The 14,678-nt window shown below is 63.9% G+C and carries 13 protein-coding genes; 5 read left to right on the top strand and 8 right to left on the bottom strand.

Features of this window, described 5'->3' with window-relative positions:
• Positions 1–32 precede the first annotated feature (32 nt).
• From ACQY5A_RS25920 to ACQY5A_RS25910, 3 genes are read left to right on the top strand one after another with little or no spacing between them, the layout of a single operon-like run.
• Positions 33–1,295 carry an MCE family protein gene (locus ACQY5A_RS25920; RefSeq protein WP_428343349.1) on the top strand — a complete coding sequence of 421 codons (1,263 nt, stop codon included), beginning with the start codon at positions 33–35 and terminating at the stop codon, positions 1,293–1,295.
• Between the two features lie 8 nt (positions 1,296–1,303).
• The gene (locus ACQY5A_RS25915) at positions 1,304–2,434 is read left to right on the top strand and encodes a virulence factor Mce family protein (RefSeq protein ID WP_428343348.1); all 1,131 of its coding nucleotides are present in this window, start codon (positions 1,304–1,306) and stop codon (positions 2,432–2,434) included.
• 1 nt (position 2,435) lies between these two features.
• Positions 2,436–3,896, top strand: a complete 1,461-nt coding sequence (locus ACQY5A_RS25910) for an MCE family protein (RefSeq protein ID WP_428343087.1) — start codon at positions 2,436–2,438, stop codon at positions 3,894–3,896.
• 10 nt (positions 3,897–3,906) lie between these two features.
• On the opposite strand, the gene ACQY5A_RS25905 is transcribed toward ACQY5A_RS25910, so the two are convergent.
• From ACQY5A_RS25905 to ACQY5A_RS25870, 8 genes are read right to left on the bottom strand one after another with little or no spacing between them, the layout of a single operon-like run.
• Positions 3,907–4,656, bottom strand: coding sequence for an SDR family oxidoreductase (locus ACQY5A_RS25905; protein ID WP_428343086.1), 750 nt, complete (start codon positions 4,654–4,656; stop codon positions 3,907–3,909).
• Complete coding sequence (locus ACQY5A_RS25900; RefSeq protein WP_428343085.1) at positions 4,653–5,537, bottom strand: SDR family oxidoreductase; 885 nt, start codon at positions 5,535–5,537, stop codon at positions 4,653–4,655. Before ACQY5A_RS25900 ends, ACQY5A_RS25905 begins: the two co-directional genes overlap by 4 nt.
• Positions 5,538–5,553: 16 nt before the next feature.
• Complete coding sequence (locus ACQY5A_RS25895; protein WP_428343084.1) at positions 5,554–7,884, bottom strand: transketolase-like TK C-terminal-containing protein; 2,331 nt, start codon at positions 7,882–7,884, stop codon at positions 5,554–5,556.
• Entirely contained in the window at positions 7,881–8,720 is an 840-nt protein-coding gene (locus ACQY5A_RS25890; protein WP_428343083.1) for a fumarylacetoacetate hydrolase family protein, read from the bottom strand. The genes ACQY5A_RS25895 and ACQY5A_RS25890 overlap by 4 nt, the downstream gene beginning before the upstream one ends.
• Before the next feature lie 15 nt (positions 8,721–8,735).
• On the bottom strand, positions 8,736–9,626 hold the full coding sequence (locus tag ACQY5A_RS25885) for an alpha/beta hydrolase (protein ID WP_428343082.1): 891 nt from the start codon (positions 9,624–9,626) through the stop codon (positions 8,736–8,738).
• A 28-nt stretch (positions 9,627–9,654) separates the two neighbouring features.
• Positions 9,655–10,125 carry a hypothetical protein gene (locus ACQY5A_RS25880; RefSeq protein ID WP_428343081.1) on the bottom strand — a complete coding sequence of 157 codons (471 nt, stop codon included), beginning with the start codon at positions 10,123–10,125 and terminating at the stop codon, positions 9,655–9,657.
• 43 nt (positions 10,126–10,168) lie between these two features.
• Entirely contained in the window at positions 10,169–11,350 is a 1,182-nt protein-coding gene (locus tag ACQY5A_RS25875; protein WP_428343080.1) for an acyl-CoA dehydrogenase family protein, read from the bottom strand.
• A 10-nt stretch (positions 11,351–11,360) separates the two neighbouring features.
• Complete coding sequence (locus ACQY5A_RS25870; protein WP_428343079.1) at positions 11,361–11,930, bottom strand: VOC family protein; 570 nt, start codon at positions 11,928–11,930, stop codon at positions 11,361–11,363.
• A 254-nt stretch (positions 11,931–12,184) separates the two neighbouring features.
• Between ACQY5A_RS25870 and ACQY5A_RS25865 the strand changes: the two genes are divergently transcribed.
• Positions 12,185–12,961, top strand: a complete 777-nt coding sequence (locus ACQY5A_RS25865; protein ID WP_428343078.1) for a GntR family transcriptional regulator — start codon at positions 12,185–12,187, stop codon at positions 12,959–12,961.
• Positions 12,958–14,598, top strand: a complete 1,641-nt coding sequence (locus ACQY5A_RS25860) for an FAD-dependent monooxygenase (RefSeq protein ID WP_428343077.1) — start codon at positions 12,958–12,960, stop codon at positions 14,596–14,598. The genes ACQY5A_RS25865 and ACQY5A_RS25860 overlap by 4 nt, the downstream gene beginning before the upstream one ends.
• Positions 14,599–14,678 lie beyond the last annotated feature (80 nt).

The following is a 14,678-nucleotide window of genomic DNA, read 5'->3' as shown; positions in this document are numbered from 1 at the left end:
GCGGCCGGATTGGGTTGGCGTTCCTATTGGTAATGGTGTTGCTCGGCGGCATCGTGGCGGTGTGGTCGCTGCCCAAGGTCACCAGGACTTCGGTCGTCGCGTACTTCGACAACAGCAACGGCATCTTCGTCGGCGACGATGTGGTCATCCTCGGGGTCAAGGTGGGCCATGTCGAAAATATCGAGCCGCAGCCGCAGCGTGCCAAAATCACGTTCTCGCTCGATCACAAATACCGGGTGCCCGAGGACGTCAACGCGGTGATCTTGTCGCCGAAGTTGATCACCGCGCGTGCCATCCAACTCACCCCCGCTTATACCGGAGGCCCGACGCTCGCCGATGGTGCGGTAATACCGCAAAGTCGCACCGCGGTCCCGGTGGAGTTCGACGACTTCCGCCAGCAACTGGAAAAACTCACCCAGAGCCTGCAACCGACCCAACCCGGTGGGGTCAGCCCGTTAGGCGCGATCATCAACACCACCGCGGACAACCTGCGCGGCCAGGGCGCACACATCCGCGACACGGTAATCAAACTGTCGCAGGCGGTTTCGGCGCTAGGCGATCACAGCGGTGACATCTACTACACCGTGAAGAACCTCTCGACCCTGGTGGTGGCCCTTCATGACAGCGCCGACCTGATGGCGCAACTCAACGACAACTTGGCTTCGGTCACGTCGCTGGTGGCCAACGATCCGGGCGAGGTCGCCCGGGCGGTCGGCGACCTCAACACCGCCCTCGACGACGTGACTGGCTTCGTTGCCGACAATCGTGCGGCATTGGGAACGACGTCGGACAAATTGGCGTCGGTCTCCAAGGCCGTTGTCGACAGCCTCGACGATGTCAAGCAAACGTTGCATGTGGTGCCCAATGCGTTGCAGAACTTCGTCAACATCTATGAGCCGGCGCATGGCTCGATCACCGGAATCCTCGGGCTGAACAACTTCGCCAACCCGATCACCTTTCTGTGCGGAGCGATCCAGGCGGCAGCGCGGCTGGGCAGCCAGCAGTCGGCGAAACTGTGCGTGCAGTACTTGGCGCCGATCATCAAGAACCGGCAGTACAACTTTCTGCCGTTAGGTTTTAACCCGTTCATCAACGCTCAGGCCCGGCCGAATGAGATCACCTACAGCGAGGACTGGATGCGTCCGGACTACCGGCCCACCCCGCCGACGGACGCACCGCCGCCCGAGTCGGTACCGGCCCAGCCGCCACCACCGCTGAGCGCCGAAGCGACGGTGGCGACAAATCCCGCCGAAGGCTTGCAAGGCATGATGGTGCCCCCGGGTGGTGGCCGATGATCGGGAACATGTTGGGCCGCAACGTTCTCGGTTGCCTGATCCTGGCGGTAGCCGCGGCCGTTCTCTCCGGGTGCGGGTGGCGTGGTGTTAATTCGTTGCCACTACCGGGCACTGAGGGTCGTGGACCCGGGTCTTACCAGGTGCAGGCACAACTACCGGATGTTTCGAATATTCAACCGAATTCGCGGGTTCGGGTGAGTGACGTGACGGTCGGCACCGTCACCCGGATCGAGCGCCAGAACTGGCACGCGCTGATCACGATGAAGATCAACGGGGACGTGGCCCTGCCCGCCAACGCCACCGCCAAAGTCGGACAAACCAGTCTTTTGGGAACGCTGCACATCGAACTGGCCCCACCCACCGATGCGCCGCCGCAAGGGCGGCTGCAGAACGGATCGATGATCCCGCTGTCGCGCGCCGGCGCCTACCCGACCACCGAGCAAACCCTTTCCGTGGCTTCGATGCTGCTCAACGGGGGAGGGCTCGGTCAGATCCAGGACATCACCAAAGCGTTCAGCACCGCCTTCGCCGGGCGAGAAAGCGACTTACACAGCCTGATTCAGCGGCTCGACGAATTCATCGGCCACCTCGACCAACAAAAAGGCGACATCATCGCGGCCAGCGACAGCCTCAATAACTTGGCCGGTCAATTCGCCCACCAAAAACCGGTGGTGGACAAAGCGTTACACACCATCCCTGATGCGTTGGCCACGCTCAAAAACCAACGCGACAACCTCGCCGACGCGTTCGACAGACTCGGCAAGTTCAGCGCGCTGGCCGCGGACTCGGTCAACCAGACCAAAGATGCGCTCGTGCAGGAGCTCAAAGACATTGGGCCGGTGCTGGATTCGCTCGCCAACGCCGGTCCGGCGCTGACGCGTTCACTCAGTCTGCTGTCCACTTATCCGTTTCCCAAGGAAAACATCACCAAATTCGTGCGCGGCGACGCCGTCAACATCAGCCTGATCCTCGACTTGACGTTGAGCCGCCTGGACACGTCGCTGTTCACCGGAACCAGATTCGAAGGGAATCTGACCCAGCTCGAGATGCAGTGGGGCCGCACCATCGGCCAACTGCCTAGCCCCGCCACCGGCGGCAACCCGCTGGTGGTTCCTTACCATCGCGATCAAGGGCGCTGACATGCGCCTTGATCGACGCATCAAAATCCAGCTGGCCGTCTTTGCGGTGGTCGCGTTGGCCGCCGGCGCCGTGATGATCTTCCGCTACATCAACGCGCCGGCGATGCTGTTCGGCGCCGGGCACTACACCGTCACTGTCGAGCTCCAGCGGGCCGCCGGGTTGTATCCCAAAGCCAACGTCACGTACCGGGGCACCGAGGTCGGCGAGGTCAAAAGCGTTAGCCTGACCCGAACCGGCGTCCGGGCAGTGCTGTCACTGAGATCAGGCATCAACATTCCCTCGGATCTGCAGGTCCAGGTCCACAGCCAATCCGCGATTGGCGAACAGTACGTCGAGCTGCGTCCCCGCATCGGAGTCTCTCCGCCGCTGAAGGCAGGTGATGTCGTCGAGGTACGCAACACCGTGGTGCCTGCCGACATCGATTCGCTGCTGGACGCCACCGACCGCGGCCTGGCAGCGATCCCGCGGGACAACCTGAAAACCGCGATCGACGAAAGCTACACTGCCATAGGGGGATTGGGCCCGGAGCTGTCGCGGCTGGTCAAGGGGTCCACTCAATTGGCCTTGGACGCCGACCGCAACCTCGACCCGTTGGTCTCGCTGATCGAGAAATCCCAGCCAATTTTGGACTCCCAGGCTCACACCGCCGACGCTATCCAGGCCTGGGCGGCACACCTGGCCAGCATCACCGACCAGCTGCGGTCACGCGACGCGTCGGTCGCCGGAGTGCTGCGCAACGGCGGCCCAGCCGCCGATGAGGGCCGCCAGCTCTTCGAACGGCTGCAGCCCACTTTGCCGCTGCTGCTGGCCAACCTGGTCAGCGTAGGACAAGTGGCCGTCACCTATCAGCCCGCCATCGAACAGTTACTGGTCTTGCTTCCGCAGGCTATTGCCGTCGTCCAGGGCACACAAATGGGGAATCTGAACACCAAGCAGGCTTACAAGGGCCTGTATTTGGACTTCCAACTCAACCTCAACCTTCCACCGGTTTGCATGACCGGCTTTTTGCCGGCCCAGCAACAGCGAGCGCCCAGCATGGTGGACTACCCTGACCGTCCCGCCGGCGAGCTGTACTGCCGGGTGCCGCAGGACGCGCGATTCGGTGTTCGGGGCGCGAGAAACTATCCGTGCCAAACCGTTCCCGGCAAGCGCGCTCCTACCGTGAAACTGTGTGAGAGCAACGAAAACTACGTACCGCTCAACGACGGATACGCCTGGAAGGGTGACCCCAACGCCACCATGTCCGGTCAGGACATTCCGCAGCTTCCGCCGGGGACACCTCGGCAAGCAACAGCACCTGCGCCAGCGACGGCTCCGCCCCTGGCCGCGGCGCAATACGATCCGGCCACTGGTACCTACGTCGGTCCCGACGGACGGTTGTACACCCAGTCGAACTTGTCTCAGACTGCGCCGCGGGACCAGACCTGGCAGTCGATGCTGATGCCTCCGAAGGGGAACTGACCGACTGTGGCTAACCGCTGAGGAACATGTCGTTGAAGTTCTCCATGACGGCGACTTCGTCCGGCCGCTGCGCGGTGGCCCTGGCCTTGGCGCGCTCGACCAGTACCTGCACCTCATCGGTGGCCAGGATGTCCATGGTCTCAGATACGTAGTCCGACAACGGCATTGCGCGTGGGTCGGTGGTGTTTCGCTGCTGTAGGCCGGTCTGGACATAGGGCGGAGCGATTTCCAGCACGGTGACCGACGAGCCGCGCAGCCGGTACCGCAGGGACAAGGTGTACGAGTGCAGGGCGGCTTTGGTCAGCGAGTAGATCGCCGACGTCGCCAGCGGTGCGTACCCCAGCATCGAGGAGACGTTGATGATGGTGGCGGCGGGCCGTTGTCGCAGATGGGCGATCAGCGCCGAGTTCAGCCGCAGCGGCCCGAGCAGGTTGGTGGCAAGTGTGGTGTTCAGCAGCTCATGATCGAGCGCATGACTGACATCGTCGTCGTACATGACACCGGCATTGTTGACGACGACGTTCAACGCCGGATACGTCGCAAGCAGAGTGGGGACCGCGACGTCGATGCTGGACGGCTCGGACACGTCCAGTTCGACCGCGTTCATGCCCGGGTTGGCCGCGACGACCTCGTTCAGTGCCGCTGCGCGGCGACCCGCGATGATGACGTCGTTTCCGCGCCGGTGAAATTCCTCGGCCAGCGCTCGTCCGATGCCACCGGCTCCGCCGGTGATCAGAATGGTATTCCCGCTGAGCTTCATCCGATTGCCTCACTATGGGTGAACGCGGTGTATTGCTGACGCACATACTCTTCGAAAGTCGTTGGTGGCCGGCCCAATAGCCAGGTCAGTACATTCGGGTTGCCGATGAAGTCATGGCTGCTGTAGCGAGCCGAGATCGCGCGCAGGACCTTGGCCTGGTGCGGGAACTGCGCGGGATCGGCGTCGCCGAACCAGGCGCGAAGATAAGTGTCGGCGTCGATTTGGCGCACCTCGATGCGACGTCCGAGCACGCCGGCGATGATGGTACCCAGCTCGTGCGCGGTGTAGCGACCGGGCGCCACCAATTCGTAGGTCGCCCCGGCGTGCCGCTCGCTGTCGGTCAACACCAGGCGGGCGACATCGGTCACATCACCGAGGTCGACCACGGACTGGCGTCGGTCCAGAGCCCAGGACAGCTCGAACACGCCCCGCTCGAACGCCGGCCGAAGTTTCAAGGGCAGCATGTAATTTGACGGCTGCAGGATGGTGAACTCCAGCCCGGAGGACAGCAGGTGTTCCTCGATGTCACGTTTGATCTCGTGTTGCACCAGGTCGGTGGTGATCGCGTGTAGTACCGAACTGAAGACGAAGTGTTGCACGCCTTCGGCGCGCGCCGCGTCGACGATGGCGAATCCCATGTCGCGTTCCCGCGGATGCGCGGTCGGCCCGACGTGATAGATCTTGTCAACGCCGTGCACTGCGCGCTTCATCGTCGCCGGTTCGCTGATGTCTCCGACCACGACGTCGTGGACACCCAAGGCGCGCAGGGATTCTGCGGAGGCCTTCGACTGGACGCAGGCGCGGACAGGCTGCTCGGCCGCAAGCAGTTTCGGTATCAGCAACCTGCCCTGATTGCCGAATCCGGCCGTCACCAAGATCATTTGTTCCCCCGTGCCGTCACGTGGTCAGGTCGAGCACTGCGCGCACGATGCTGTCGGTGTCGATGCCGTGGTAGCAGTACACCGCGTCGAGCGATCCCACTTGCCCGAAGTTACTGACGCCCAGCGACTTGCTCGGCACCCGGTTGACTGAGGAAAGGAAGGCCAGCGTGTGCGGGTGCCCGTCGAGCACGGTGACCATCGGCACCGCGCGATCGGCTGGGAAGACCTGATCAAGGATCCACGTCGGCGCCGCGCCGAGGCCCTGCCGGGATTGAACGGCCTCGAACAGAAGTCCCGGGCTGGTCACGCACACCACCTCGGTGCCGATCCCGATCTGCGCCAACCGATCTGCGGCGTCCAACGCTTCGGTCACCATCGCCCCCATCGCGACGATCGTCGCCGCGGCGCCGGCGTTGGCCCGCAGCGTGTAGGCGCCGGCGACAACGTGGCGACGGCGGCGTTCCCGGGCGGCCGCGTCGGTGGGGACGTCGGCCAACTCCTGCCGGACGGGCCTGGTGGACAGCCGAAGGTAGGACGACCGCCCGTCGGGCCTGCCCAGCCGCGACATGCACTCCAACAGCGTCCACTCCACCTCGATGGCGAATGCCGGCTCGTAGCTTGTGCATCCGGGTTGCTCGAGTCCGATGGACGGGGTCTTGATCGATTGGTGCGCTCCGCCTTCGGCGGCCAGGGTGACCCCCGACGGGGTACCGACGAGAATGGACTGGCCCCCGGCATAGATGCCGTACGACCAGGGTTCCAGCGCGCGTTCGACGAACGGATCGTAGAGGACGCCGATTGGAAACAGCGGTTGACCCCACCGGCTCCACGCCGCACCGAGCTCCCCGATCAGCCCGACGAGGTTGGTTTCGGCGATCCCGAGCTCCATGTGTTGTCCGGTCGGTTTCTCCCGCCAGTGCATGATGGTTTCGCCGTCGTCGTCGAACCAGTTGCGGCGCTCGCCCGGTGACCACACCCCGACCTTGTTCAGCCAGCCGGCCAAGTTGGTGGTGGAACTGACGTCCGGGCTGACGGTGACTATCCGCTTCGCGACGTCGGGCGCCTCGCGGGTGAGGTCCAGCAGGGCCCGGCCGAGCGCCGCCTGAGTGGTCGAAACAGCAGGCGGGGTGCGCCCGAGGTCGGTCGGCACCGCAGGTGGATTTCCAGTCGGAAGTGGGGCGCGCAGCAGCCGCTCGGCGGTGGCGAGGCACAGCTCGGCGGCCGGCGAACCGTCATCGAAGCGACGCCAGGGCTGCGCGGGGGCCTGGCCGAGGCTCACCGCGAGGTCGCTGAACTGCTCGTCGGTGAGCAAAGACGAGTGGTTCTGCGGATGTCCCTGGGTGGGAAGGCCGTACCCCTTGATGGTGTAGGCGATGATGATCGTCGGCCGGGTGTCGTCGATCTGCCCGTAGGCCGACCGCAGCGAGTCCATGTCGTGGCCGCCGAGGTTGCCGATCGCCCGAACCAGGGTGCGGTCGTCGAGGCCGGTGATGAGGTTGCCGATGGCGTCGGCACCGTCGCCCTGCCCGGGCAGCCGGGCGCGCAGCTCCGGTGCCGAGCAGCGCAGCAGCCGCTGGTATTCGGAGTTGGGCATGTCGAGGATGCGGCGCCGCAGCGCCGCCCCGCCGGGACGGCTGAAGAGGTCTTCGAGCAGCCTGCCGAACCGGACGGTGATGACTTGCCAGCCGGCCGCGGCGAACATCGTCTCGAGTCGGCCCGCGGCGATGTTGGGCACCACCCGGTCCAGCGACTGGCGGTTCATATCGACGATCCAGACGATCTCGCCGAGTTCCTGCACGGATGGGTCGAGGATCGCCTCCCATACCGCGCCCTCGTCCAGTTCGGCGTCGCCGACCAGCGAGTACTGCCGTCCGGTACCGGTGTCGCCCAGCGTGGTAGTGACGTAGCGGCGTGTGATGGCTCCCCAGATCGGCGCGGTGGCACCGATTCCGACTGATCCCGTCGAATAGTCCACCGGGTCAGGGTCTTTGGATCGGCTGGGATAGCTCTGCAGGCCGCCGAACTCCCGCAGCGTGGTCAGACGGCTCTGGTCGAGGGTCCCGAGCAGATAATTGATGCTGTGCAGTACCGGCGATGCGTGCGGCTTCACCGACACGCGATCACCCGACTGCAGCTCGGTAAACCACAGCGCCGTCATGATCGAGACCATCGACGCGCACGAGGCTTGATGCCCGCCGACCTTCAGCCCGCTGGGATTGGGGCGAATGCGGTTGGCGTGGTGGATCATTGCCGTTGATATCCACAGCACATGCGCGGCAACCTCGTCGAGCAGTTCGCCGGTGGCAACCGCATTTCGTACGTTCTCGCCGGAATGGGCGGTGGTCATCCTGTCGTCCCGGTGACCAGCGCACCGATCCCTTCGATCTCGCTGACCACCACGTCGCCGGCGCGGAGATACCGAGGTGGGGTCCGGGTCGCACCGACTCCGGACGGAGTCCCGGTGAAGATGAGATCACCCGGGCGCAGGATGACGACCGAGGAGAGATAAGACACCAGGGCAGGTACGTCGAAGATCAGTTGATTTGTGTTGGAGTCCTGCATTTTCTCGCCATTCACGGCGCAGGTGATCGCCAAACTACCGGGATCGTCGAATTCGTCGGCGGTGACCACGACAGGCCCGATCGGTCCGTAACCCGGTTTGGACTTGCCCAATCCGAACTGCGGGGTCGACGGATCGGAGAATTGCAGCGTGCGATCGCTGATGTCTTGGCCGATGGTCAAGCCGGCGACGTTAGCCCAGGCAGCTTCGGACTCGATATTTCGACCGCCCGATCCAATCACGACCACCAACTCGACTTCCCAGTCGACCGTGTCATTGTCAAGCAACACACCGTCGTACGGGCCGGCGATGCAGGACGCGAACTTGGGAAACACCAACGGCGACTTTGGCGTCTGCAGGCCTGCCTCCTGCGCGTGGTCGGCGTAATTGAGGCCGATGCCGAACGCCTGCGACGGTGCGGGGACAGGTGCGCCGAAAGTACCTGATGCGGGAAGGTGGCCCTCGGCGGAGAAGTCGGTGGCGAACCACCCGGTCAGCTCGCCCCACCGGCGGTAGGCGGCTTGCACATCGCAGCTGAAACGGCCACCGCTTGCCCGCGCGATGTCGAAGAAGTGTTCTCCTTGGGCAACGCAGGCCCGACCGTTGACATTGGCAAACCTCATCGAAGCGCCTTCCTCCTAGACCGGATTAGACGATGCCACCTGCTGCAGCATGCACTGGTGGGCGAACGCGAGCTGGTTGTAATGCATTGCGGCGCCCAGCATGTGGTGATCTATGCTGTGGCCAACTCCCGCCATGATTTCGGAGTGGACGGGCAGTGTCGGGCTGAACTTGGCAAGAAACAAGTCTCGGGCCCTAGGCGAGGCGTCCCAGAGCGCGTCGAATTCGGCAAGCGTGTGATGGACCGGGACCGTGATGGCCAAGGCAACCTCGTCGAGGCGTTGTGCTGCCCACTTGGGCGCTGACTTCAATTCGATCATGGGTGTCGGTGCGAACGAAGACCGCGCCGAGACGACCGCGTCCGCGGACACGCTCGACGCGGGTCCGTACCACAGCTGCTCCCGTTCCTCGACGGGCAGGTCGACGACACCGCTGAGGGGGAGTGCGCCGAGTTGTTCTGCTGCACCACCGACGGGGATGGCCGCACCCATGCCGCTGACAGCCACGCCGATCAGCCGCCAATCACGCTGTTGTACAGCGACTTCGAGCGCAACGATACCTCCGATCGAATGTCCGACGAGGACCACGGAGTCGGCCGGGCAGTCGTCGAGCATGCCCGAGATGGCGCTCTCGAGTAGTTCTGCTTGCCGGATGAAGGTGTTCTCGTCCTCCGGCAGCAAATCGCTGGCACCGTACCCCGGCCGGTCTATCCGCAGCACCGAGAATCCGTTGCGCGTCGCAATGTCGACGAACGACCCGGTGCGTGAGCCGGCGATGCAAAAGTATTCGCTGGTGTAGGTGCCGCCGTGCAAGGCGACCAGTAGCGGGCTTCCCGGGTGCGGCGTACCGGCAACGTGGAGAGTCGCCGAGACGGCGTGTCCGTCGACACTCGTTCTGAGATTCCGCATGTCCAACCTCGTCATGTGCTCGAAGTGCCTAACCGACCGTGTCCGATATCCGCTCGTACTCGGTGATACGGGTATACGCCGCACGGATTTTCGGGACGATTGCCCGGCAGGCTGCGACGTCTCGATGACCTTCGTCGCGCAGCTTGAGGATGTCGCCGCGCCGCCGATCGGACGGGATGTGATCGCCGCGCGCAGTGACCAGAGCGTGGAAATGGCGGTAGTCCTCACCGAAGACCAATTGGTATGTCGCTGGCGCGGCGGTGACCTCGGCAACGGCAGCGACCAGGGCGCGCAGCCGGCGTCCGAGGGCGTCGGTCTCGGCGTCATCGAGTCCGGTGATCAGTTCGGCATGGCGCCGGGTTCGCAGCACAAACCATCCGGGGACTTCCATCCCAGGTCCGATCTCGGCGGCCCACAAGTCATCTCGGAAGATCACCGAACCACTTTCAGCGGTCTCCATCGCGCATATGAGGCACGAATCAACGGGTTGGGTGTTCACTTTCCATCTCCTTGAATCGGCTGTGGCCATCCCCGCAGGGACGCTAGATCAGAGGCGTGATCTGGTCGTCTCGGCCTAGTAGGGCCTTGCCGTATATTTCGTAGTTGACAATCGGCAATGTGACCGCGTCTCTGGCAGCTACCGCGGAGTCACGCCAGATGCGTTGCAGTGGATTGGTTTCGGCAAAGGACGATCCTCCGTGTGCGGACATCAGGATGTCGATCGCTTTGGTGATGTGGTCGAGGACCCATCCGGCGTCAGCGCGGACTCGCGCACGGCCCAGCTCGTCTGGATACACGCCGCGCCGCGCCGCGGAGTCGATGTCCTCGGCTGCGCGCTGGGCGTGCAAGTGAGCGGTGTCGACGAGCATCGCCGCCTCGGCGACCTGTAGCTGGAACGCCACCGAGTCCGATTGAGCGGCGTAATAGGTATACGAGACCGGCTTGTGGGCGGCGTGCTCTTTGACGAGTTGCAAGGCTTTGCGGCCCAACCCCAGCTGCGGGCCGGCGAGCGCGAGTGCCAGCACCGGGATCAAGGCGGAGCGATACAGCGGCACGTCGATGTGCTCGCTGCGGTAGTCACCGTAGATCGCGCCCATCATCGACAGGATGCGGTGATCGGGCACGTACACGTCACTGGCAATCAAGCAGTTCGAACCCGACGACTTCATTCCGGCGGTGAACCAGGTCTCTTCGAGTTCGAGATCTTCTCGTGCAATGAGAGCAAACCCGTGGTCGACGATCTCCCCGCTCGTGTCACTGATGGGAAACGCGAGGACCGCCCAGTCGGCATGCCAGGAGCCCGGACTGTGGTGCCAGCGTCCGGAAACCCGAACCCCGCCATCCACCGGTGTCGACTCGGCGGTCGGGGCTAGCACCCCGGAGACCTTCGCATCCGGATTGGTTGCCCACACGTCGTCCTGGGCCTGTTCGGGAAACAAGCTCGTCACCCAGGCGAATACGTTGCACAGCGTGACTACCCAGGCGGTCCCGCCGTCCGCCTCGGCGACGGCTGACGACACATCGAGCATGGTGCGCACTGAGGTTTCGTACCCGCCGTACCGGCGCGGTTGAGCGATCTTGAATGCGCCGGCCTCGGTGAGGGCGGTGATGGACTCCTCGACGACACGGCGGGCGGCTTCACCGTCATCGGAGTTCTTCTCCACAAGCCGCTGGATCGCGCGTACGCGTTCGACGATGTCGAGTGTCTCGGTGAAGGTAGTCATCGGGTGGGCTTCACACGTCGACGAGAATCGGCATCGGATCGGGCAAACCGGCACGTAGTGACCAGGCGCGGTTGGTGAGTTCCTCGACGCGGGCACCGCCGCGGCGGGCCGCGAGCATCGCGTCGGGATCGAAAGCCGGGCCGACCGAGTCGCCCGCGTACTCGGGACCGCGCATGTAATCAGTAGCTTCGTCGGGCGTAGCGAAGTTGTCGATCTGCATCTCGACGAAATTGCCGTCGGGATCTTGGTAGTAGATCGACGTCGTCACCCCGTGGGCGATGCAGACCGCCGGCATTGTCCCGTGGGCGCGCAGCAGCACGTAGCGTTCGAGCAGCTGGTCGAGGTTCTCGAACGTGTAGGCCACGTGATGTGCGCAGGCGGTGGTGGGATGTTTGCGCTGCGACCCATCCGGAAGCGTTATCAGCGCGACTCGGTGATGTTCGTCGTCGTAAGCGATGAAGCACAAGGCCTCGTCCTGGTAGACGACGTGACCGTCCAAGACGGTGCAGTACCAGTCGCGCATCTGGGCCGGCTGACCGGTTTGGAAAACGACGTGAGCGAACTTGGGACTGGCGGACATAGCGGCTCCCCTCTGCCGGCGCCGTGCATTCATCGGAGCGCCGCTGTGGCGTGGGACACAACGTAGCAGCGATATGTGATAACAGCAAGACGCTAACCGGAGATCGAGTTTGAGAGGCTTACGTTATCTCTGAACAGCAAACATCGCAGGAAAACTGAAAATAGCAGCGCACGAACTCTCCTCAAAGCGATATATAGTTGCTATCGTCTGCTGCACAATACGTAGGTTTCGCCGTTGTGGAAGAGGGTTGGCTCTTGACGTCGTCAAACGCCGTTATTCGGCCGATCTCGTCGCGGTCGGTTGTCGCCCAAGTCACCGACGAGCTGCGCCGGGCGATTCTCTCGGGTGTGCTGACGCCCGGACAGGAATTTTCGCTCCGCGAAATCGCCACCATGCTGGACGTGAGCTTTATCCCGGTTCGCGAGGCACTGCGAAGCCTGGAGGCAGAAGGCCTCGTCGTCATCCGGCCCGGCCGTAGCGCGACCGTCGCACCGCTGGATCTCGACGACCTGCACGCCATCTACCGGCTACGGCGCGTGCTGGAGCCCGAGCTCGCCCGCCGGTCGTGCGTGCTGCTGACGGTCGATCAACTCGATCGTCTCGAAGCGCAGGCAGTGCAATTCGGCGACGAGAATCTCGGAATGGACGGCATCTACGACAGCCATCTCCAATTTCACCTGGCACTCCTGGAACCCGCGGCGACGATGTGGGATACCAGAGTGCTCACCACCTTGTGGCGGGCGGCAGAACGATACGTGCGGATCGGGTTCGGACTCCTCGACTACGACCCACACGAGCACGAGCGCCGCGAACAAGCCCACGAGGACCTGATCGCAGCATTCCGCAAGCGAGATCCCGACCTCGCCGCGCAAGCCATCTTCGACCATCTTGCGCGCAACGAAGTCACCGCTCGGACGGCCCTCGATGCCTATCGAACTGATGCGGCGAACGTACCCCAGGATCCAAAGACGAACGCCAAGAGCGGAAGTCGCTCTTCGCGAACCCGCGGCGCGCGGATCCAACCACGGTGAAAGAGCCGGCCGGTGAGGTGCCCAGACGCACGCAGGTGCTGATCATCGGCGGCGGCCCCGTCGGCCTGGCCACGGCACTAGAACTCTCTCAACACGGCACCGGCTGCATCGTCGTCGAGCCACGCGTGGACGTCTCGTGGTTGAGGCCGCGCGCCAAGACGACGTCCACACGGACGATGGAACACTTCCGCCGTTGGGGGATCGCGGGCACCGTCAGGCGGCGTGCGCCGATACCCCAATCCTGGTCTGATGAAGTCGTCTTCTGCACAACACTTTTGGGCCGTGAAGTAACACGCTTCGACCACTGCCTCGGGCTGGATCTCATCGATGACGACCTGGTGGCCGAAGGCGGCCAGCAGGCTCCACAGCCGTTGATCGAGTCCATCATGCGCGACCGGGTCGGCGAGCTTCCCACGGCCGAGTTGCTCGTCGGTCACCGGCTCGTCGCCCTGACCCAGGACGACAGCGGGGTCGTGGCCACCGTCGCCGACGAATCCGGCGACCTCACCCTCATTGGCTCCGAGTATCTCGTCGGATGCGACGGGTCCCGCAGCGTGGTGCGCGAGGCAATCGGTGCGAAGTACGAGGGCAGCACCGACGAGCGGCCGAATTTCAACGTCGTCTTTCGTGCCGAGGCGCTGGCGTCCCGGATGCGTCTCGGCGACGCCGTGCATTACTGGGTCCTCAACCCCGGTCAACCGGGCTTGGTGGGTCGATTGGATCTCGTCGACGAGTGGTGGTGCGTCATCATGGGCGTCAGCGCCGAAGCGGGCGGTGTCAATCCGGCACGCCTGATACACAATTTGATTGGCGACGGAGCCGACCCGGTCGCGATCGAGGTGCTCGCCACCGATCCCTGGCGAGCACGTATGCAGGTAGCCGACACGTTCCGATCCGGCCGAGTCTTCCTGGCCGGCGATGCCGCCCACCAGAATCCTCCATGGGGAGGCCACGGTTTCAACACCGGTATCGGCGATGCCGCCAACATCGGCTGGAAACTCAGCGCGGTGCTCAACGGATGGGGTTCCGAAACACTCTTGGACAGTTACGAATTCGAGCGCCGGCCGGTCGCCCAAGAGACGATCACCGTGGCCACCAAGAACATGTCCATTTTGGGCCCCCAGCTTGCCGACCCGCGCCTGATGGGCAGCGACGACGACTTCACCTGCGCGCAACCGGCGGTGGCTGCCGCCACACAGCAGGGAAAGCGCGCCGAATTTCACAGCCTGGACCTCGTACTCGGAACTTCCTATGCCGATTCACCAATAGTGGTCGGTGACGACGCCGCGACGGATTTCGACGTCGCGCCACCGCAACCTGGCGTCTACGCTCCAAGCGCCGCAGCCGGAAACAGACTGCCGCACAAGTGGCTTGCCGGGCATCGCTCACTCTTCGACAGCTTGGGCAGTGAGTACAGTCTGGTCGGTGCGGTGAACCGGGCACCAGGGCGGCAACTTCTTGAAGCCGCTGCCTCGCTGCGCATTCCGGTCGCAGCCGTGAAAGTGGACTGTGAGTTGGCCGAAGATCTGTTTGCGGCCTCGTTGGTGCTGGTTCGACCTGACCAACACGTCGCGTGGCGCGGCAGCCGAGCGTCCGATCCGGAGGCGCTCATGCGAACGGTTTCTGGCCGGCTGTGAGTGGCCAAGCCGTCTCCTACCGGCGATATCAGCCGTTGGGGTGAACTCCGAAAGTAGGTTTTAGAGATGCAGTCAGCCGG

The sequence above is a fragment of the Mycobacterium sp. genome (assembly GCF_965277065.1).
In the GTDB taxonomy this organism is placed as follows: domain Bacteria; phylum Actinomycetota; class Actinomycetes; order Mycobacteriales; family Mycobacteriaceae; genus Mycobacterium.
The sequence above is the reverse complement of the archived record's forward strand: the minus strand, read 5'-3'. Positions and strand labels throughout refer to the sequence as shown.

Bases quoted from the DNA above. Each gene is read 5' to 3' on its own strand.
- ACQY5A_RS25920 (WP_428343349.1), top strand. From the start codon at position 33: ATGGTGTTGCTCGGCGGCATCGTGGCGGTGTGGTCGCTGCCCAAGGTC.
- ACQY5A_RS25915 (WP_428343348.1), top strand. From the start codon at position 1,304: ATGTTGGGCCGCAACGTTCTCGGTTGCCTGATCCTGGCGGTAGCCGCG.
- ACQY5A_RS25910 (WP_428343087.1), top strand. From the start codon at position 2,436: ATGCGCCTTGATCGACGCATCAAAATCCAGCTGGCCGTCTTTGCGGTG.
- ACQY5A_RS25905 (WP_428343086.1), bottom strand. From the start codon at position 4,656: ATGAAGCTCAGCGGGAATACCATTCTGATCACCGGCGGAGCCGGTGGC.
- ACQY5A_RS25900 (WP_428343085.1), bottom strand. From the start codon at position 5,537: ATGATCTTGGTGACGGCCGGATTCGGCAATCAGGGCAGGTTGCTGATA.
- ACQY5A_RS25895 (WP_428343084.1), bottom strand. From the start codon at position 7,884: ATGACCACCGCCCATTCCGGCGAGAACGTACGAAATGCGGTTGCCACC.
- ACQY5A_RS25890 (WP_428343083.1), bottom strand. From the start codon at position 8,720: ATGAGGTTTGCCAATGTCAACGGTCGGGCCTGCGTTGCCCAAGGAGAA.
- ACQY5A_RS25885 (WP_428343082.1), bottom strand. From the start codon at position 9,626: ATGCGGAATCTCAGAACGAGTGTCGACGGACACGCCGTCTCGGCGACT.
- ACQY5A_RS25875 (WP_428343080.1), bottom strand. From the start codon at position 11,350: ATGACTACCTTCACCGAGACACTCGACATCGTCGAACGCGTACGCGCG.
- ACQY5A_RS25870 (WP_428343079.1), bottom strand. From the start codon at position 11,930: ATGTCCGCCAGTCCCAAGTTCGCTCACGTCGTTTTCCAAACCGGTCAG.